General features: G+C 72.5%; 18 protein-coding genes. 8 read left to right on the forward strand and 10 right to left on the reverse strand.

All coding sequences use genetic code 11. The features are described from left to right. Positions 1-213: 213 nt before the first annotated feature. Entirely contained in the window at positions 214-2,445 is a 2,232-nt protein-coding gene (locus ACWEQO_RS10145) for a DEAD/DEAH box helicase (RefSeq protein ID WP_452981015.1), read from the forward strand. Positions 2,446-2,530: 85 nt separating this feature from the next. Beyond that, a complete protein-coding gene (locus ACWEQO_RS10150; RefSeq protein ID WP_452981018.1) occupies positions 2,531-3,499 on the forward strand; it encodes an alpha/beta fold hydrolase in 969 nt (322 codons plus the stop codon). Between the two features lie 33 nt (positions 3,500-3,532). On the opposite strand, the gene ACWEQO_RS10155 is transcribed toward ACWEQO_RS10150, so the two are convergent. After that, entirely contained in the window at positions 3,533-4,426 is an 894-nt protein-coding gene (locus ACWEQO_RS10155; protein ID WP_361459070.1) for an NYN domain-containing protein, read from the reverse strand. Between the two features lie 235 nt (positions 4,427-4,661). Here ACWEQO_RS10155 and ACWEQO_RS10160 point away from each other — a divergent pair, with 235 nt between their 5' ends. Then, entirely contained in the window at positions 4,662-4,814 is a 153-nt protein-coding gene (locus tag ACWEQO_RS10160) for a hypothetical protein (RefSeq protein WP_361459068.1), read from the forward strand. A 39-nt stretch (positions 4,815-4,853) separates the two neighbouring features. Here the strand turns inward: ACWEQO_RS10160 and ACWEQO_RS10165 are convergent, their stop codons facing one another. The 4 genes from ACWEQO_RS10165 to ACWEQO_RS10180 form a co-directional block, all read right to left on the reverse strand. After that, the gene (locus ACWEQO_RS10165; protein WP_361459066.1) at positions 4,854-5,459 is read right to left on the reverse strand and encodes a MarC family protein; all 606 of its coding nucleotides are present in this window, start codon (positions 5,457-5,459) and stop codon (positions 4,854-4,856) included. A gap of 141 nt (positions 5,460-5,600) precedes the next feature. Beyond that, a complete protein-coding gene (locus ACWEQO_RS10170) occupies positions 5,601-6,458 on the reverse strand; it encodes a PHP domain-containing protein (protein ID WP_361459064.1) in 858 nt (285 codons plus the stop codon). A gap of 119 nt (positions 6,459-6,577) precedes the next feature. Then, a complete protein-coding gene (locus tag ACWEQO_RS10175) occupies positions 6,578-7,225 on the reverse strand; it encodes a DUF6758 family protein (RefSeq protein ID WP_361459062.1) in 648 nt (215 codons plus the stop codon). 211 nt (positions 7,226-7,436) lie between these two features. Next, positions 7,437-8,021, reverse strand: a complete 585-nt coding sequence (locus ACWEQO_RS10180; RefSeq protein ID WP_361459060.1) for a suppressor of fused domain protein — start codon at positions 8,019-8,021, stop codon at positions 7,437-7,439. Between the two features lie 606 nt (positions 8,022-8,627). On the opposite strand from ACWEQO_RS10180, the gene ACWEQO_RS10185 reads away from it, so the two are divergent. Together ACWEQO_RS10185 and ACWEQO_RS10190 are read left to right on the forward strand one after the other, a co-directional pair. Further along, positions 8,628-9,746, forward strand: coding sequence for a magnesium and cobalt transport protein CorA (locus tag ACWEQO_RS10185; RefSeq protein WP_361459058.1), 1,119 nt, complete (start codon positions 8,628-8,630; stop codon positions 9,744-9,746). Between the two features lie 89 nt (positions 9,747-9,835). Further along, complete coding sequence (locus tag ACWEQO_RS10190; protein ID WP_361459056.1) at positions 9,836-10,366, forward strand: hypothetical protein; 531 nt, start codon at positions 9,836-9,838, stop codon at positions 10,364-10,366. 40 nt (positions 10,367-10,406) lie between these two features. Here the strand turns inward: ACWEQO_RS10190 and ACWEQO_RS10195 are convergent, their stop codons facing one another. Next, positions 10,407-11,201 carry a hypothetical protein gene (locus ACWEQO_RS10195; RefSeq protein WP_361459054.1) on the reverse strand — a complete coding sequence of 265 codons (795 nt, stop codon included), beginning with the start codon at positions 11,199-11,201 and terminating at the stop codon, positions 10,407-10,409. Positions 11,202-11,434: 233 nt separating this feature from the next. On the opposite strand from ACWEQO_RS10195, the gene ACWEQO_RS10200 reads away from it, so the two are divergent. The 3 genes from ACWEQO_RS10200 to ACWEQO_RS10210 are packed head-to-tail and all read left to right on the forward strand — an operon-like array spanning position 11,435 to position 14,601. Then, entirely contained in the window at positions 11,435-12,826 is a 1,392-nt protein-coding gene (locus tag ACWEQO_RS10200) for a magnesium transporter MgtE N-terminal domain-containing protein (RefSeq protein WP_452981025.1), read from the forward strand. Then, complete coding sequence (locus ACWEQO_RS10205; RefSeq protein WP_452981028.1) at positions 12,816-13,424, forward strand: DUF1003 domain-containing protein; 609 nt, start codon at positions 12,816-12,818, stop codon at positions 13,422-13,424. The genes ACWEQO_RS10200 and ACWEQO_RS10205 overlap by 11 nt, the downstream gene beginning before the upstream one ends. Positions 13,425-13,467: 43 nt before the next feature. Further along, the gene (locus tag ACWEQO_RS10210) at positions 13,468-14,601 is read left to right on the forward strand and encodes an Mrp/NBP35 family ATP-binding protein (protein ID WP_361459048.1); all 1,134 of its coding nucleotides are present in this window, start codon (positions 13,468-13,470) and stop codon (positions 14,599-14,601) included. Positions 14,602-14,714: 113 nt separating this feature from the next. On the opposite strand, the gene ACWEQO_RS10215 is transcribed toward ACWEQO_RS10210, so the two are convergent. The 4 genes from ACWEQO_RS10215 to ACWEQO_RS10230 all read right to left on the reverse strand — a co-directional run bounded on the left by ACWEQO_RS10215 (position 14,715) and on the right by ACWEQO_RS10230 (position 19,267). Continuing rightward, a complete protein-coding gene (locus ACWEQO_RS10215) occupies positions 14,715-15,392 on the reverse strand; it encodes a hypothetical protein (RefSeq protein WP_361459046.1) in 678 nt (225 codons plus the stop codon). Between the two features lie 245 nt (positions 15,393-15,637). Next, the gene (locus ACWEQO_RS10220; RefSeq protein ID WP_452981032.1) at positions 15,638-16,135 is read right to left on the reverse strand and encodes a sec-independent translocase; all 498 of its coding nucleotides are present in this window, start codon (positions 16,133-16,135) and stop codon (positions 15,638-15,640) included. Between the two features lie 219 nt (positions 16,136-16,354). Continuing rightward, positions 16,355-18,118, reverse strand: coding sequence for a S1C family serine protease (locus ACWEQO_RS10225; protein WP_452981035.1), 1,764 nt, complete (start codon positions 18,116-18,118; stop codon positions 16,355-16,357). A gap of 159 nt (positions 18,119-18,277) precedes the next feature. Beyond that, positions 18,278-19,267, reverse strand: a complete 990-nt coding sequence (locus ACWEQO_RS10230; protein WP_452981152.1) for an anti-sigma factor family protein — start codon at positions 19,265-19,267, stop codon at positions 18,278-18,280. Positions 19,268-19,272 lie beyond the last annotated feature (5 nt).

Consider the following 19,272-nt stretch of genomic DNA (forward strand, 5'->3'; position numbering starts at 1 on the left):
GCAGTGGTCCCGTGCCCTACGGCATCCCCGTAAGGCAGCCGACGTCCCCGGCACGGTCCATAGACGACCCCCGCGCTCGCCTCGCACCGCGCACACAGAAGAGGCAGCACCCTGACTACGTTCCGAGAGCTCGGGATCCTCCCCGAGACCGCCGAAGCCCTGGAAGCCGTCGGCATCACCACCCCCTTCCCCATTCAGGAGCTGACGCTCCCCGTGGCCCTGTCGGGCACGGACGTCATCGGCCAGGCCAAGACCGGCACCGGAAAGACGCTCGGCTTCGGCCTTCCGCTTCTCGAGCGGGTGACCGTCCCGGCAGACGTGGAGGCCGGGCGCGCGAAGCCCGAGGACCTCACCGACACCCCGCAGGCGCTGGTCGTCGTCCCCACCCGCGAGCTGTGCACGCAGGTCACCAACGACCTGCTGACCGCCGGCAAGGTGCGCAATGTGCGCGTCACCGCGATCTACGGCGGCCGGGCCTACGAGCCGCAGGTCGAGGCCCTGAAGAAGGGCGTCGACGTGATCGTCGGCACCCCGGGCCGGCTGCTCGACCTGGCGGGGCAGAAGAAGCTGAACCTGAAGCACGTCAAGGCCCTCGTCCTCGACGAGGCCGACGAGATGCTCGACCTGGGCTTCCTGCCCGACGTCGAGAAGATCATCAACCTGCTTCCGGCGCGCCGCCAGACCATGCTCTTCTCGGCCACCATGCCGGGCGCCGTCATCGGGCTGGCCCGCCGCTACATGTCGCAGCCCACGCACATCCGCGCCACCACGCCGGACGACGAGGGCGCGACGGTCGCGAACACCACGCAGTTCGTCTACCGCGCGCACAACATGGACAAGCCCGAGATGGTCGCGCGGATACTGCAGGCCGACGGCCGGGGGCTGGTCATGGTCTTCTGCCGCACCAAGCGCACCGCCGCCGACCTCGCCGACCAGCTGGGGCAGCGCGGTTTCGCCTCCGGCGCGGTCCACGGCGACCTCGGCCAGGGCGCCCGCGAGCAGGCGCTGCGCGCCTTCCGCAACGGCAAGGTGGACGTGCTCGTCTGCACCGACGTCGCCGCCCGCGGCATCGACGTCGAGGGCGTGACACACGTCATCAACTACCAGTCGCCCGAGGACGAGAAGACGTATCTGCACCGCATCGGCCGTACCGGCCGCGCGGGTGCGAAGGGTACGGCGATCACGTTGGTCGACTGGGACGACATCCCGCGCTGGCAGCTGATCGACAAGGCGCTGGACCTGGGCTTCAGCGACCCGCCGGAGACGTACTCCACCTCCCCGCACCTGTTCACCGACCTCGGCATCCCCGAGGGGACGAAGGGTGTCCTGCCGCGCTCGGAGCGCACCCGTGCCGGGCTCGACGCGGAGGAGCTGGAGGACCTGGGCGAGCCGGGTGGCCGCGGTCCGCGCGGCGGTCGAGGTGTCCGGAGCGACCGCGGCGGCCGGGGCGACTCCGAGCGTGAGCGTCCGGCCCGTACGCCGCGCCGCCGGCGCCGTACGCGCGGTGGGGCCCCGCTGGACGACTCGGCGCAGCAGGCGGCCCCGGCCGTCGAGGGCGCCGACGAGGCCGACACCGCTGCGGCACCCCGCACCCCGCGCCGTCGTCGCCGTACGCGCGGTGGGGCGGCCACCGAGGCGGTCACCGAGGCGACGACCGCCCCGGCGACCGCGGTCGAGTCCGCCGATTCCGCTGCCGAGCACGTCGAGCCCGCCGGGTCGGCCGTCGCGACGGCCGAGGGCGGCGTGGTCGGAGAGGCTCCGGAGACCCCGGCGGCGGAGACCCCGGCGGCACCGCGCCGCCGCCGGACCCGTAAGACCGCGGCCGCTGCGGCCGTGGCGGTGGTGGACACCGTCGAGGGGGCCACCGAAGCCGAAGCCACCGCGGAGGCGACCGGGACGAAGCCCCGGCGCACCAGGACGCGGAAGACGGCCGCCGCCGCGGCCACCGAGGGCGCTACGGCCACGGCCGACATCCCGGCGCAGACCGCACCGGAAGCGGAGACGGAGGCGGAGGAAGCCGAGGCGAAGCCCCGGGTCCGCCGCACCCGCAAGACCGCCGCCAAGGCCGAGACCGGCGCGGACACGGCCGAGGCCGCCGAGACCGCCGAGGCCAAGCCGCGCCGTACCCGCAAGGCGGCCACCGCCGTGCAGGAGCCGGAGGCCGCGGCCGCCGCCGCGGTCGAGGCGAAGCCCCGGCGCACCCGGAAGACGGCGGCCGCCGCGACCGCGCTCGACACCGCCGAAGCCGTCGAGGCCGCCGAGACCAAGCCGCGCCGCCGCACCCGCAAGACCGCCGTGGCCACCACGGCCACCGAGGACGGCACGACAGCGGCCGGCATCCCGGCACAGGCCGCGCCGGAGGCGGAGGCGGCCGAGGCGAAGCCCCGGGTCCGCCGCACCCGCAAGACCGCCGCGACGGCCACCGCGGAGCCCGCGGAGGCCTGACACACCACCCCGACGGCCCGGTCCCACACCCGTGGGGCCGGGCCGTCGGTGTCGGCCGTCCCCCGCTGCCGCTACCCTCGCCCCCGTGACCAGCCACCCCACCCCCGCCTCCGTTCCCCCTTCGAACCCGGTCCCGGCCCTCGCCTCCGCCCCGCCCGCCGGCGCGCGGGCGTACCGGCTCCGCACGTCCCGCGGGGAGTTCGCCGTCGTCGACGTGCCGCCGGCCGACGGGGCCGAGCCGAAGGGGGTCGTGCTGGCACTGCCCGGGTTCACGGGCAGCAAGGAGGACTTCACGCTGCTGCACGGGCCGCTCGCCGCACGCGGATACCGCAGCGTCGCCGTGGACGGACGGGGGCAGTACGAGTCGGACGGCCCCGCTGACGACGAGTCCGCTTACGCCCAGGCCGAGTTGGCGCGGGATGTGCTCGCGCAGGCGGAGGCGCTCGGCGCGGCTGCGCCGCTGCACCTCGTCGGGCACTCGCTCGGCGGGCAGATCGCCCGTGCGGCCGTGCTCGAGGACCACTCCCCGTTCCGTTCGCTCACCCTGATCTCCTCGGGCCCCGCCCGGATCTCGGTCTCCCAGGAGCAGCGCGTGAAGCTGCTGCGGGAGGCGCTCGACTGGATGTCGATGGCACAGTGCTGGGAGGCGATCCTGGCCATGGGCCCGCCGGAGGAGGTCGGCGGTCCCGCCCGTGGGCTCGGCGGCCAGGACCATCTGCGCCGCCGCTGGCTGGCCACCAGGCCCGCACAACTGCTGGCCACAGGGCGGCAGTTGTGCACCGAGCCGGACCGGGTCGCCGAACTCGCCGCCGTGCCGCTGCCGTTCCATGTGCTGTCGGGTGCGTACGACGACACCTGGCCGGTACCGGACCTGGACGCCATGGCCGTACGGCTGCACGCGCACCGCACGGTCGTCGCCGGCGCCGAGCACTCCCCCAACGTCGACCGGCCCGCGCCCACCGCACACGCCCTCGCCGACTTCTGGGACCGGCTCCACGACGAGGACGACGAGGACGACGAGGACCACGGCCACGGCCCCCTGCGCCACGGCTGATCCCGCCGTGCCGGTACCGCCGTGGGCGTGCCGTCAGTACTGCGCCTGGAGGTGGGACCAGAAGCCGTCACGCAGGGCGCGTCTCAGGTCCGCCTGGCCGCGCAGGGAGTACTGCAGCAGGCCCTCGGCCTCCACCAGCAGGTCCTGGTCGACCGAGCCGGGCAGGTAGGGGTGGCCGGGCAGCAGTTCCACCAGCGTGTCCCGGCCCCGTTCGGCCAGCCACTTCGCGGCGATCTGCGCACCGACGAAACGGACGTCCTCGCGGGTGGGCCGGCCCGCCGCGGGCTCGTACACGGAGGCCGTGCGCCGGGAGACGTACGGCTTGAAGAAGTCGAGTTCGAAGGTGCGCTGGCTGTCGACCTCCCAGAGCAGGGGCTCGGCCTGGTTGCGCCCCTCGGGCGCCTCGATGCCCCAGAGGTGGACGCGGGCGCCGTACCCCTGGGCGGCCTCGACCGCCGGGACCAGGTCCTCGTCGCCGCCCAGCAGGGCCGCGTCGCTGATGGCGCGGTGCCGGGCCAGTGACTCCAGGTCGGAACGGATCAGGGAGTCGACGCCCTTCTGCTGGTTGTTGGCGTTGAGGTTGCCGAGGCGCACCTTGACGTCGGGGAGTTCCGCGATGGTCTGCTGCTCGGCGGTGTGGATGCGGCGCCGGGCCCCGTCGTACCAGTAGACGCGCAGCAGCCTGCTGTCCGCGAAGATGGTGCGGGCCCGGTCGATGAGCGCGTCGATGAGTCCCTCGGCGTCGAGGTCGAAGGCCCTGCGGTCCTCCGTCCCGGCCACCAGCCGTCCCGCCGCCGCGTACAGGTAGCCGGCGTCGACGAAGATCGCGTGCGTCGAGGGCGTCTTCGCCACCTCGGCGAGCATGCGCTGGAGCAGTTCGTTCGTACGGTCGATACGGGAGTTCAGCTCCGCGAGGTCATCGTTCATCATCTCTATTGTCCTGGCGGTCACCGTACGAACACAACCGGTCCCGATCGGTCCCCTTCGAGGGGATCACCCGCCGACGCCCGGTCGATCTCCGGCAGGCCGAATCTTTTCGCCGACGTAGGAATGTTTTCCGGGGGCCACTCGTTTTTCACTGATGGCACACGAGCCGGTCCGGCCCGTGGCCGTCCACTCCACGGTCCTCCCCGGGAGGACGACCGGACGAAGGGAGAAGTGCTTGCACTTCGAGATCATGCGACTCGACGACATCGACGGCACCGCCGTGGACAGCACCGTGGTGGAGGCCGCCTCCGTCCACCGTATCGTCCAGCAGGCCGCCGCCATCGGGCAGCGCCTGTGGATCCGCCCGGCCGACACACCCACCCCGTGACGCGGGACCCGCACCCCGGGTACGCGCACCCCGGGACGGTCAGCCGCCCTGGATCACCTGTGTGACCCCGTTGATGATCTGCTGCACGGCGATCGCGGAGAGCATCATGCCCGCGAGGCGCGTCACCAGGACCACTCCGCCGTCCTTGATGACCCGGATGATCAGCAGCGAGTACCGCATGACCAGCCACAGCACGACGTGGACGGCGAGGATCGCCGTCCACACCGACACCTGGGCGGTCGTGTCCTCCGCCTTCTGCACGGCGAGGATGACCGACACGATCGCGCCGGGACCGGCCAGCAGGGGCATGCCGAGCGGCACCAGCGCGACGTTGACGTCCTTGGTCTGCTGGGGCTCGTCGGTCTTGCCGGTGAGCAGGTCGAGCGCGATCAGCAGAAGCAGCAGCCCGCCCGCGATCATCAACGCCGGAACCGACACGTGCAGGTAGTCGAGGATCTGCTGCCCGACCAGCCCGAACAGGACGATCACCCCACCGGCCACGCAGACGGCCTGGAAGGCCATCTGCCTCTGCACCTTGGCGGGTCGCCCCGCGGTCAGGGCCAGGAAGATCGGGGTGATCCCCGGGGGATCCATGATGACGAAAAGGGTCAGGAAGAGGGAGCCGAAGACGGCGACGTCGAACATGAGTGCCTTGCTGAGAACGAGCGAGCGCGGGAGCGCTCGAGGAAAGGGCTCAAGGAGTGAGCAGGGGGAAAGAAGGGCGTCGACGCCCCGGACCAAGGGGCGACGAGCCGGGGGAGCGGGTGGGGCGGGCGGGCGTGGGACTCAGACTCCGCCGGCCCCCGGCACCGGGAACGCGCCGGTCGCGCGTCGCGTGATCTCGCCGTACACCTCGGGGTCCGTCGTGAACTCGCCGAGTTCGCAGCTCTTCCGGCTGCCGTGGTAGTCGCTGGACCCGGTCACCAGCAGTCCCAGTTCCTTCGCGAGGCCCCGCAGCCGCGCCCTGGTCCCGGGGTCGTGGTCCATGTGGTCGACCTCGATGCCGTCGAGGCCCGCCTCGGCCAGTTCGGCCAGCGCGGACTCCGGTACGGTCCGGCCGCGCTTGGCGGCGGCCGGATGGGCGAACACCGCGACCCCGCCCGCGCCCTTGATCAGCCGGAGCGCTTCGAAGGGGTCCGTTTCGTGCTTCTCCACGTGGGCCCGGCCGCCGTCGGCCAGCCACTGGGGGGTGAACGCGTGGTCCACGCTCGCCACCACGCCCAGTTCGACGAGTGCGGTGGCCACGTGCGGGCGGCCCACCGAGCCGTCGCCGGCGATCCGCGCGACCTGCTCCCAGGTGACGGGCACGCCCAGGGCGTTCAGCTTGGCGACCATGCCCCGGGCCCGCGGCACCCGGTCGTCCCGGACCAGCTCGCGCTCGGCGAGCAGGGCCGGCTCCGCGGGGTCGAAGAGGTAGGCCAGCATGTGCACGCCGACACCGTCGAGCCGGCAGGAGAGCTCGGCGCCGGTCACCAGGGTGAGCCCCGCGGGGAGCGCGGCGAGGGCCTCGGCGTGACCGCGGGTGGTGTCGTGGTCGGTCAGCGCGACGACGTCGAGACCGGCAGCGGCGGCCTTGCGGACCAGGTCCGCCGGGGAGTCCGTGCCGTCGGACGCGGTGGAGTGGGTGTGCAGATCGATACGCACGACGCGTTGCTCCAAGCGGTGGCCGACGGACAGGGACGCCTCAGGATAACCGTATTTTCGAGCGCCCCTGTCACAACCGAACCCGCCCTGCGCCCCCTACCGCGCCCGCCGCACGGGGCCTACGGTCTTGTCTCCATCAGCCTCGGCGACAGCGCACCGCAGGGCACCAGTCCCACCTCGGCCCCGGCGTCCCGGAGGTCAGTGAGGACCAACTCGTCGTACATCAGGAGCCCGGACTGCTCGGGCCAGAGCACCGCCCACAGCCACATCCCGAGCGCCTCGCCCGCGAAGACCGCCCGGTCGTCCGGCGCCTTGGAGACGTGCCAGAGCGGGGTCGGCCGTCCGGCGGCCAGCACCTTGGTCTCGGCGGGTTTCTCGACGTTCAGATACGGGCCGGGGTCCGGACCGTCGACGCCCGCGTACCGCGCGCCCAGCCCGACGCCGAGCTCCTCGGCCACGAGGACGAGTTCGCCCATGCCGCCGAGCGGTCCGGGCCCGGTGCAGGCGACGGCGGTGGCCCGGCCGCCGCTGCGGTCGTCACCCGCCGAGGCCACACCGGTGAACAGCCAGCCCACCGGCAGCGGCCACGGCATCCACACCGGCACCCGGGTGCGGTGCACGACGACGTTGAGGGCGTCGACGCTCGGCGGTATCACGGGCTGGACCGGATGCACCACCCCGTGCACATCGCACTGCCAGGCATCGGAGAAGAGGCCGGGAGCCCTGACCCGGCCACCACACTTCGGGCAACTGGGTTCGCCCCTCATAGGGCCCCACGGTCCTACCCCGGCACCCTCACGTCAAGGACGATCACCCGTCCGGACCGAACCGGGCGCCCGGAACCGGACGCTCCCCACTCGGCCCGCCCGGCGGCCCGATCCGGGCCGGACCGGGCCGCCGACCCGGACGGCACTCTGCGCCCTCCCACTCAACGTCGGCCAGGAACCGACCAGTTGACGGGAAGAGGGGTGAGTTTGCTCACTCCAGCGGGACGGAGGCGCGGGCGGGGTCCCTCAGGTCCGTGCCCCGGGCCAGCCAGCGCTCCTGGAGCGCCTGGGCGCCGTGCACCCGCTTCCAGGCCGCCTCGTTCGGAGTCATCGGCAGCAGCGGCAGGAACCGTACGGGCTCCAGGGGTTCGTCGAGCTCCAGGTCCTCCACCAGACCGCCCGGCTCGGCGACCAGCACCGAGGTGAACGGGGCCCCGGGCCACAGCGGTTCACCGACGTCGAGGGAGGCGCCGGGGGCCACGACCACGCCCTCGACCTGCGGGGACGCCGCGAGCACGGCGAGCGGGCGGAGCACCTTGTCGGTGTCGGCGAGACCGGCCCGTACGGACAGCAGCAGTTCCACGCGCGGGCCCGCGACCGGGTCCGCGACCACCGCCGTGGGGTCGGTCATGGGCTGCGCGGACATGCCGAGGGTGGCGTAGCGCACGATGTCGCCCTCGTGGAAACGCAGCACCTCGAAGCGGTCCGTACCCAGGAAGGTGACCGCCGCGCGTGCGTCCGGTTCGCCCAGAGCCGTACGCAACCGGGCCTCGACCAGAGGAAGAACATCAGCCATGCGGCGAGCATAGAACTCGCCGGTAGCGGACGAAGCGGCGCCTTGACACACCGGTCGACTGCTACTCTGGCCCGGTGGTTCGGGGCAGCACGCAGGAGGCCGCCCAGGTACCGCCCAGGCCTTGAGGGCCTCACCTCAGGGCATCGCCTCAGTGCGCTGGGAGAGTCGGTCCGCGTCCCGAACCCCGATGTGACGCTTCCCCCCACGGGGGACTCCCCTGAATCCCCTCAGGGGATGAGGATCGTCCCTCACGAGGGACCGGCCGGAGGAGGTGGGGCTGGCATGGACCGAAGTCGACCGTGCAGTAGCACCCGCTCTTCCACCCGCTGACGCAGCCACTCCGTACCGGCTGCCACCCCTCACCATCGCGTCTTCACCGGAAGAGCATCTCGTTTCGTTCTGCCTGATCTGCCCCAGCAGCTGTGTCAGCGACGGAACTCGCCACCGCGACGGTTCGGTGCTCCCCGCTTTGTGGACGTGCCAAACATCCTGCGCCTCAACTCTTCTCGGAGGCAGGGAGAATCCCTGGTCAGGACGTCCCCATTCCGGGTGGTTCCACCCGTCGTACCGGCGCCTTTCGTTGCCCGTTCCGCGAAGGAGCCCGCCTTGTCGATGATCCGCGACCTGCGCGCCGTGGTCCGCCCCTCCCGTGTCTCGCCGCGCAAGGAGAGCAACGCCCCCTACGACAGCACCCGCGATCCGGCGACGACCACCGCGGTCGTCGACTGCGCCATCTACCGCGACGGCCGTCGCGTGGCCACCGAGAGCCCGCTCACCCCGCAGGAGGCGATGCGCCTGGTGCGCCGCGACTCGGGCTTCGTGTGGATCGGCCTGCACGAGCCGACCGAGGACGAATTCGCCGGTATCGCGCGCGAGTTCGGGCTGCATCCGCTGGCCGTGGAGGACGCGGTCCAGGCCCATCAGCGGCCCAAGCTGGAGCGCTACGACGACTCGCTCTTCACGGTCTTCAAGACCCTCCACTACCTCGACCACGACCGGCTCAGCTCCAGCAGCGAGGTCGTCGAGACCGGCGAGGTGATGTGCTTCACCGGCCGGGACTTCTTCATCACCGTCCGGCACGGCGGCCAGGGCTCCCTGCGGGCCCTGCGGCACCGGCTCCAGGAGGACCCCGAACTGCTGGCCAAGGGTCCCTCGGCCGTCCTGCACGCCATCGCCGACCATGTCGTCGACGGCTACATCGCGGTCGCCGACGCGGTGCAGGACGACATCGACGAGGTGGAGACGGAGGTGTTCTCGCCGGGCCGGGGCGGCACCCCGCGCGGTACGGACGCCGGCCGGATCTACCAACTCAAGCGCGAGGTACTGGAGTTCAAGCGGGCGGTGTCGCCGCTGCTGCGGCCCATGCAGCTGCTCAGCGAGCGGCCGATGCGGCTGGTCGACCCGGAGATCCAGAAGTACTTCCGGGACGTCGCCGACCACGTGGCCCGGGTGCACGAGCAGGTGATCGGCTTCGACGAACTGCTCAACTCCATCCTCCAGGCCAATCTCGCGCAGGCGTCCGTGGCGCAGAACGAGGACATGCGCAAGATCACCTCGTGGGCCGCCATCATCGCCGTGCCGACGATGGTCTGCGGGGTGTACGGCATGAACTTCGACTACATGCCGGAGACGGAGTGGAAGTACGGCTATCCGCTCGTCCTCGGCGTCACGGTGGCCCTCTGCCTGGGCATCCACCGCGCGCTGAAGCGCAACGGCTGGCTCTGAACGGGCGTTCCCCGGGGCCGACCGACGGGGAACGTCCGGCCCCGGGAGGAGCCCTGGCCCCCGAGCGGGCCCTGGATAGGCTGGGTCCCATGACAAGTGCGACCAGTGCGCTGTTCGACCGGGCCCTCATCGAGGAGGCCACGAAGAAGTCCGGCCTCGTCTGGGTCGAGGGGCCGGGCGTCCCGGCCCGGCCGCTGTGGCACGTGTGGCACGAGGACGCGATGTGCCTGGTCGGCGACGGGCCCGGGGAGCAGCCGCTGCCGGGACTGGCCGACGGGGTGTCGGCCGAGGTGACGGTACGCAGCAAGGACAAGGGCGGTCGGCTGGTCTCCTGGACCGCGAGGGTCGTGGAGCTGCCGTCCGGCTCCGCGGAGTGGGACGCGGCGGTCGCCGTGCTCAAGGGCAAGCGGCTCAACGCACCCGACGGCGAGGCGATGACGGAGCGCTGGGCCCGTGAGTGCCGTGTCCTGCGCCTGGAGCCGACCGGGGCGACGGCGCCGTTGCCCGACGGCTCACTGGCCGGGCCCCCGCTGCCGACCCCGGTGACGACCCGGCGTCCGCTCCCCGCGGGCCTGCCCCGGCTGCTGGCGGGCAGGCGGGGCGCCGAGAAGCGCCGTTAGCCGGTCGGCTCTGGGCTCTCGGCTCTGGACTCTCCCGCGGCTACGAGGCCGGAAGCTGTCCGCCGTAGTCCAGGGTCTCGTTCTCGGCCGGTTTCTCCAGGGCGAAGTCGCTGCCCCAGGCCGAGAAGGTGAGGGTGCCCGCCTTGCCGGCCCGCACCAGGCGCAGCGGATACGGCTTGCCCTCCAGGGAGACGTCCAGGGTGCCGCCGGAGCCCTGGTCGCCGGTGATGCGGATGCACCGGACGCCCTCCTGCTCGTGGTGGCCGTCCGTGGCCAGCTTGCCGTGCAGGGTCAGCAGGGCGCCGAGGAGGACATCCTTGTCCGCGAACCCGATGAACTTCTTGTACGACGGGTCGCCCTCCGGGACCTTCACATACTTCTCGGCGAGCTTGCCGGCCGCCGCCGTGTCCGACGCTCCGCCGCCCCCGTCGCCCTCGCCCCCGCCCTCCGTGGCGCCCTTGTCGCCCTTGCCGTTCGCCCAGAAAGCCGCGTCGGCCTTCAGGAAGAGCTCGTCGTCGACCTTCAGCAGCCGGAACGTCTGCTCTCCTGCGGTGACCGAACCGATGCCGCCCTCGGGTTTGAGCTGCATGTCGAGCTTGTAGGTGCCCCCGCTGGTGACCACGCTTCCGTGCAGCCGCACGGTCTCGACCGAGGTGGCGGCCTTCAGGGTTCTCTTCTGGATCTCGTCGGCGGTCAGTCTGCCGACACCGTTGGTGCCCTCGTTCGGGTCCACCTCCTCGGAGCATCCCGTGAGCGTCATTCCGGTCACGAGCAGCACGCACACGGCACGCGCCAGCGCGGCGGTGCGGGACCGGCCCTGGGAGATCGGAGTCACAGGTTGCGCTGCCTCTCTGATGGGGACCTGAACGGCGTACCGCAGATTACCGGGGCCGCACCGCCCGGGCGGAGGCAGTCCGTCCGGACCGGCCCTCGGGCACCGGCGATCAGGACCGGCTAGCCTGAAACCCGCTTGAGCAGGGCATCCGGAGACCGAAGACAGGAAAAGACCAGGAACAGAGCGAGCAGCATCACGCACGGCACGACCCCGTATGAAAAGGAGCCGCCGCCATGGCAGCGGGCGCCCCCCGGATCTTCGTCTCGCACCTCTCCGGCGTCGCCGCCTTCGATCCGGCCGGCGACCAGGTGGGGCGCGTGCGCGACCTGGTCGTCATGCTGCGGGTCGGCCGCCGACCACCGAGGCTGCTCGGCCTGGTGGTCGAACTTCCCACCCGGCGCCGCATCTTCCTGCCCATGAACCGGGTGACCGCCGTGCAGTCCGGTCAGGTCATCACCACCGGTGTGCTCAACGTCCGGCGCTTCGAGCAGCGGCCCACCGAGCGGCTCGTCTTCGGGGAGCTCCTGGACCGCAGGGTGACGCTGGTGGAGACCGGCGAGGAGGTCACCGTCCTCGACCTGTCGGTGCATCAGTTGCCGGCCCGTCGGGAATGGGAGATCGACCGGGTGTTCGTCCGCAAGGGCAGGAAGGGCGGAACGTTTCGGCGCGGCAGGGGGGAGACGCTGACCGTCGAGTGGTCCGCGGTCACCGGCTTCTCCCTGGAGGAGAAGGGGCAGGGCGCCGAGAACCTGCTCGCCACCTTCGAGCAGCTGCGCCCCGCCGACCTGGCCAACGTCCTGCACCACCTCTCCCCCAAGCGCCGCGCCGAGGTCGCCGCCGCCCTGGACGACGACCGCCTGGCGGACGTGCTGGAGGAGCTGCCCGAGGACGACCAGGTGGAGATCCTCGGCAAGCTGAAGGAGGAGCGCGCCGCCGACGTCCTGGAGGCCATGGACCCCGATGACGCGGCCGACCTGCTCTCCGAACTTCCCGAGGCGGACAAGGAGCGGCTGCTCAGCCTGATGCAGCCCGCCGACGCGGCCGACATGCGGCGCCTGATGTCGTACGAGGAGCACACCGCGGGCGGTCTGATGACGACCGAGCCGATCGTGCTGAGGCCCGACGCGACCGTCGCCGACGCGCTGGCCCGCATCCGCAACCCCGATCTGTCACCGGCGCACGCGGCCCAGGTCTACGTCTGCCGGCCGCCGGAGGAGACCCCGACCGGCAAGTACCTGGGCACGGTCCACTTCCAGCGCCTGCTGCGCGACCCTCCGTACACCCTGGTCGGCTCGATCCTCGACGACGACCTGCAGCCGCTGGAGCCGGACGCGGCGCTCCCCGTGATCGCCGGGTTCTTCGCCACGTACGACATGGTGGCGGCGCCCGTGGTCGACGAGGCGGGCGCGCTGCTGGGCGCGGTGACGGTGGACGACGTACTGGACCACATGCTGCCCGAGGACTGGCGGGAGACCGAGTTCCATCTGGACGACGACAACGCTGACGACAACGACGGCACCGCCGACGACAGCCACAGCGACACCGACGACGACAACGACAACGACAACGACAACAACGACGACGCGCGCGACACAGGCGAGGGGGTGGTGACCGATGGCTCCTGAGCGAGAGGGCGGGCGCGAGCGCCTGCCGGCGGGTGCCACGGCCGCCGGGCGCCCGCGTACACCGCGACTGGACCAGCCGCGCGCCCCCCGGCGACGGCTCCTGCCCGAGTGGGACCCGGAGGCCTTCGGGCGGCTGTCGGAACGGATCGCGCGTTTCCTGGGCACCGGGCGGTTCATCGTCTGGATGACGGTGGTCATCATCGTGTGGCTGGTGTGGAACGTGTCCGCGCCGAAGGAACTGCGCTTCGACGAGTACCCGTTCATCTTCCTGACCCTGATGCTGTCCCTCCAGGCCTCCTACGCCGCCCCGCTGATCCTGCTCGCGCAGAACAGGCAGGACGACCGCGACCGGGTCAACCTGGAGCAGGACCGCAAGCAGGGCGAGCGGTCGATCGCGGACACCGAGTACCTGACCCGGGAGATCGCCGCTTTGCGGATCGGGCTCGGGGAGGTCGCGACGCGGGACTGGATCCGCTCGGAACTGCAGGACGTGGTGAAGGAACTGGAGGAACGCCACAACGGTCACCGGGGCCACCACGGCTCGTTCCCCGTGATGCGGACGCAGCGGCCCCCGGGACGTGACGCAGACGACCACTGACGGGCTTACCGGGGAATGTACTGAGCGCCGTACCATCGACACCATGGCTACGGAAGACGCGGTGCGCGAAGCACTGGCGACGGTGAACGACCCGGAGATCAACCGGCCCATCACCGAGCTGGGCATGGTCAAGTCTGTGGAGATCGGTGCGGACGGTGCGGTCGCGGTCACCGTGTACCTGACGGTCTCCGGCTGCCCCATGCGGGACACCATCACGCAGCGGGTGACGGACGCGGTCGCCGGGGTCGAGGGCGTCACCCGCGTCGACGTCACGCTGGACGTGATGAGCGACGAGCAGCGCAAGGAGCTGGCGAACGCCCTGCGGGGCGGCCAGGCCGAGCGCGAGGTGCCGTTCGCCAAGCCGGGCAGCCTGACCCGGGTGTACGCGGTCGCCTCCGGCAAGGGCGGTGTCGGCAAGTCGTCGGTGACGGTGAACCTGGCGGCGGCGATGGCGGCCGACGGGCTGAAGGTGGGCGTCGTGGACGCCGACATCTACGGCCACTCGGTGCCGCGCATGCTGGGTGCCGACGGGCGTCCGACCCAGGTCGAGAACATGATCATGCCGCCGTCCGCGCACGGTGTGAAGGTCATCTCCATCGGTATGTTCACCCCGGGCAACGCGCCGGTCGTGTGGCGCGGCCCGATGCTGCACCGCGCGCTGCAGCAGTTCCTGGCGGACGTGTACTGGGGCGACCTGGACGTGCTCCTGCTGGACCTGCCCCCGGGCACCGGCGACATCGCGATCTCGGTCGCCCAGCTGGTTCCGAACGCCGAGATCCTGGTCGTCACCACGCCTCAGCAGGCGGCGGCCGAGGTGGCCGAGCGGGCGGGTTCCATCGCCGTGCAGACCCACCAGAAGATCGTCGGCGTGGTCGAGAACATGTCCGGTCTGCCGTGTCCGCACTGCGACGAGATGGTCGACGTCTTCGGCACCGGCGGCGGCCGCTCGGTGGCCGAGGGGCTGACCCGGACCACGGGCGCCGAGGTCCCGGTGCTCGGCTCCATCCCCATCGACGTGCGCCTGCGCGAGGGCGGCGACGAGGGCAAGCCGGTCGTCCTGTCCGACCCGGACTCCCCCGCCGGTTCGGCGCTCCGCTCGATCGCCGGCAAGCTCGGCGGCCGCCAGCGCGGTCTGGCGGGCCTGTCGCTGGGCATCACGCCGCGCAACAAGTTCTGAGCGCTCCCAGCGGCCCGTGAGGGGCCGGGAGCCGCCGCAGCGCGCTCACCGCACGGGCGCCGTCCTTCGGGGCGGCGCCCTTCGCCGTACGGGACGGCCGCACGGTCCGCGGCTCAGGCCCCCTCGTAGGCTCCGAGGTCCTTGACCACGGCGAAGCCCAGGCCGTACGCGCTCATGCCCCGGCCGTACGCGCCGACGTGCACACCGGCCCGCGTCGATCCCGCGAGCACCCAGCCGAACTCGGACTCCCGGTAGTGGAAGGGCGTCGGCACCCCGTCCACGGGGAGGGACAGCGTCGACCAGTCCGGGCCGGCGAGGTCGTCCGCGAGCACCCAGGCCGTCTCCGTCTGCTGCTCCAGCCAGTCGTCGCGCAGGGAGTGGTCCATCTGGCCCGGCCAGGTGAACGACAGCAGCCCCACACCGGCGAGCCAGGCGGCGGAGGACACCGAGGTGGCCTCCAGCAGGCCGGTGCCGTCCGCGCTGCGGCGCACCGGGTGGGCGGCGACGGTCACGGCGACCGCGAACTTCTCCTTGACCTCCTGGCCGGTCCCGGCCGTGTACTCGCTGCGCACCGAGGGTGTGTCGCCGTGCCCGATCGAGCCGTGCTCGACGGCCCCGTCGGCCGTGGTGCCGACCTGCATCAGCCAGCGCCGCCCCGTGAACGCCTCGTCGAGGCCGTACCAGGGAAAGGGCGCGCTCAGGTAGCCGTCGACCGTACGCCAGGCGGAGGGGGCGGGTCCTCCGTCCTTCGCGGCCGTCGCCTGCGCGACCGCCCGACTCGTCGTCTCCATGCCCGGACGCCTCCTCGCTCTGGTCGGACCGGGGGCGGCCCGCCCCCCTTCGGGCGTACTCGTCCGGACCGCACAACAACTCGGGCAGCATAGCCATCTCGTCGGCGCGGCCCGGGAAAAGTGTCCGGCGCGTGGGTCGCGCGGATGTCCGGTTCAGGCCGTGCGGGGCACTTGTGGAGTATGAAACGCGTCACGTGCGCGGCGGTCGTGCTTCTGCGTGTCCGCGCCCGCGCGCAGGGTGTGTCTCAGGTGGCGTCCGCGTCGAAGGGCGGACGGTCGTCGGCGGCCGACGGCTCGGGCTTCTTCGTCATGTCGATGCGGCCACCCCCAGAAGGCACAGCAGGCACAGAAGGCGCAGCGGGCACAGCGGACGCGGAAGCCGCGGCTGCCGCGGCGGCCCCGGCGGCGGACGACGTGGAGTCGTGACCGTTGACGGCGTCCGCGACGTCGGCCATCTCCTTCTTCAGGTCGAAACTGCTGCGGATCTCCTTGAGCCCCAGTTCGTCGCTGTCCAGCTGCTTGCGGATGAACGTCTTGGGGTTGAGGTCCTCGAATTCGAAGTCCTTGAACTCCGGGCCGAGTTCCTCGCGGATGTCCTGCTTGGCACTGTCCGAGAAGTCGCGGATCTTCCGGATCGTCCTGCTCACGTCCTGGATGACCTTGGGGAGCTTGTCCGGACCGAAGACGAGCACGGCAAGGACGATGAGCGTCACCAGCTCGAGCGGTCCTATGTCATTGAACACCTGAAGCTCCTTGCGATGTTCTCGGTCCTCGGCTCTCGGCCCTCGGTGGTCGGTGCGTCGACTCGTCCGTGCGGCCCTCCGTGGCCCGGGCCGGATCCACGGTACCCGCCGCCCCGTACGACCGGTACCGTCCCGTCGCTTCCCGGCGCGTGCGGCGGGGGCGCTTCCCCGCCTGTTCGCCTTCTCGTGGCGTGCGGTACGCCTCGGCCGCCGTCCCGCTCAGTCACCGCCGGAGGATCCGAGCACCAGCGAGATCTCCCGTTCCTCGCCGTCCCGTTCCAGGGTGAGTTCCAGCCGGTCACCGGGGCGGTGGGCGCGGGTCTTGACGATGAGTTCCTCACCCGAGTGGACGCGCCGGCCGTCGACCTTCGTGATGACGTCGCCGGCCTTGATCCCGGCCTTGTCGCCGGGCCCGCCGGTGCTGACCGGGGGCCCGCCGTCGCTGCCCCGGGCGCCGACGCGGGCGCCGTCGCCGGTGTAGTCCATGTCCAGGGTGATGCCGATCACCGGGTGGGTCGCCCTGCCGTTGTTGATCAGTTCCTCGGCGACGCGCTTGCCCTGGTTGACGGGGATGGCGAACCCGAGCCCTATGGAACCCGCCTGGCCGCTCTCCCCCTCGTCGCCCCCGCTGCCGGCGGAGCGGATGGCGGAGTTGATGCCGATCACGCGGGCCTGGGCGTCGAGCAGGGGGCCGCCGGAGTTGCCGGGGTTGATCGGCGCGTCGGTCTGCAGGGCGTCGACGTAGGACACGTCGCTGCCGTCGCCCCGTCCGCCGCCCGCCGTGATGGGGCGTTCCCGCGCGCTGATGATGCCGGCGGTGACCGTGCCGGCCAGGTCGAAGGGGGCGCCGATGGCGATCACGGGATCGCCCACCCGCACGTTGTCCGAGTTGCCGAGGGGCAGGGGGGCCAGTCCGCTGACGCCCTTGACCTTCACCACGGCGAGGTCGTAGCCGCTGTCCCGGCCGACGAGCGTGGCCCTCGCGGTGTCGCCGCTGTGGAAGGTGACGGTGATCTCGCCGTCGCTTCCGGCGGGCTGCACGACATGGTCGTTGGTGAGGATGTGCCCGCGGGCGTCGAGCACGAACCCGGTTCCGGTGCCCGCCGACCCGGCGCCGCTGACGTGCAGGGTGACGACGCTGGGCAGCGCCTGCGCGGCGATCCCGGCGATGCTCCCGGGTTCCCGTTCGGCGGGCTCCTCCCCGGCCTGGGGCAGTTCCACGGCACCCACACCGCCGTTGCGCTCCAGGTGGGCGCCCACGATTCCGCCGACGCCGCCGGAGGCGAGCGCCACCACCAGCATGAGGCCGACGAGCCTCCCCCGGGCACGCCTGCGTCGCTGCTCCTTCGTGGGTTCCGCGACCCCGGTCTGCTGCAACGGCGCGCTCGCCCCGTCGGCGGGCGCCGCCCAGGGGTCGTAGCGCTGCCAGGGGTCGGCTGCCGCCGGGGCGTCCACGGCGGGGGCGGCCGGGGGCGCGGGCTCGGTGGGCGCTGCGGCGGCCTGGGCGGGCACCGTGGCGGCCGGGGCGGGCGCGCCGGGCGCCGTCAGGTCCGACGCCGGATGCTGCACCGGGGGCGCCGGCGCCCAGGGCCCCGGCTCACCGTACGGCGGGGTGCTGTAGGGGTCGGGATCGTGCAGCGGCCGGGGCTGCTCGGTCCGCCCCACGCCGTGTCCGGCCCCGGCGGGCTCGGCCACCCCGGCAAGGCGGCCTGCAGCCGCTGCCTCACCGGTCTCCGCGGCTTGCGCGGCTTCCGTGGCCTCGGCGCTCAGGGGCCTGCGCAGTTCGTAGTCGCCCCCGGGGGCGGTCGCGGGCGGGGCGGGCCGCGCGAGTTCGAAGTCTCCGTCGGCGGCGCGCGCACGCTCCCTGTCGGGCGCCGCGTCCCGGTCCGCCGCCTCGGGCGGGGTGCCTCGGGCCGCCACCGGCTCTGCGGGCTCCTCCTGCTCCCCCGTCGGGCCCGCCTTCGTGGGCTTCCCCTCGTTCATGCTCTCCCCACAGCTGGCAGCAGATCGTCGACTCCGTGGCTCCGTACGCCTCCGCGCGTCAGAGCCGGTCCGGCACCCGGCTGCAGTCGGCCTGGGCGCGCCACCTGGATTCAATCAGGTTCGCACGCCCGTCCGCAGCGCACCGGGTCGGTGCACGGGTCAGCGGAGCATGCGGGAGGGAGCCGAGGAGTCCGAGGCCGCCGAGGACACGGTGGGGGCCGGGGCCGCGGTCGCACCGACCGTGGAACCGGAGACCGTGGAACCGGAAGCCGTGGACACGGGAGCGGTGGACGACGAACCGGGCGTCATGAGCCCGGGGGTCGTCTCCCACTCGGACAGCACGAGCGGCGGAGCCGTGCTGAGCGGCGGTATCAGCGGGGACACCGGGGTCACGTCGGCCATGACCGGGGCCGCCAGGGCGCTGTGGTGCCGGTGGGCGGGCGGCGGTACCCCGGGCAGCAGGGGCGCGGTGGCCTGTGCCGGAGCGGCCGGAGCGTTCTGCCCCTGCGGCCGGCTGTCCGACGGTGCGGTGCCGCGGCGCCGCTGGGAGTCGGGTGCCGTCGCCGCCGTGCTGCCCTGGGTGCGCATCGGAGTCGCGTTGCTGCCGCTGCCCGAGCCGCGGGCCACCGTGTCGGTGGGAGCCGCACCGGTGATACCGCCCACACCGCCGAGGGCGATCGCGGCCAGCGACACCGCTCCGGCGGCAGCGGCGGCGAACCGCAGCCCGCGCGAGGCGGACCGGTCCGGCTCCGGCCGGCTGACGTCATGGATGCGGAAACCCCGGTCGGTTCCGATCGTGCCCGCCGAGGGCGCCGGCAGCGGAGCGTGCCGACGGGAGGGCGCGTAGGCGAACTCGAACCGCTCGTCATGGCTGCCGCCGGTCCCGAAGACCCCGGAGATCCGGCCGTACGGCCCGGACGGGTCGCCCGGCAGCCCTCCTCCGCCCAGCGGCGAGCCGCCTCCGAGGTCACCGCCCGCGGGCAGGCCCTGGAGGCGGGCCAGGAAGCTCTCGGAGGGCGGTGGCGGGGCCGCCTTCGCGAAGACGTTCTTCAGGCGGCGCTGCGCGTCCACCTCCGTTCTGCATTTCGTGCAGGTGGCGACGTGTGCCAGTACGCGCTCGCGCGCGTCATGACCGAGCTCTCCGTCCACCAGGG

The sequence above is a fragment of the Streptomyces sp. NPDC004051 genome (genome assembly GCF_053604275.1).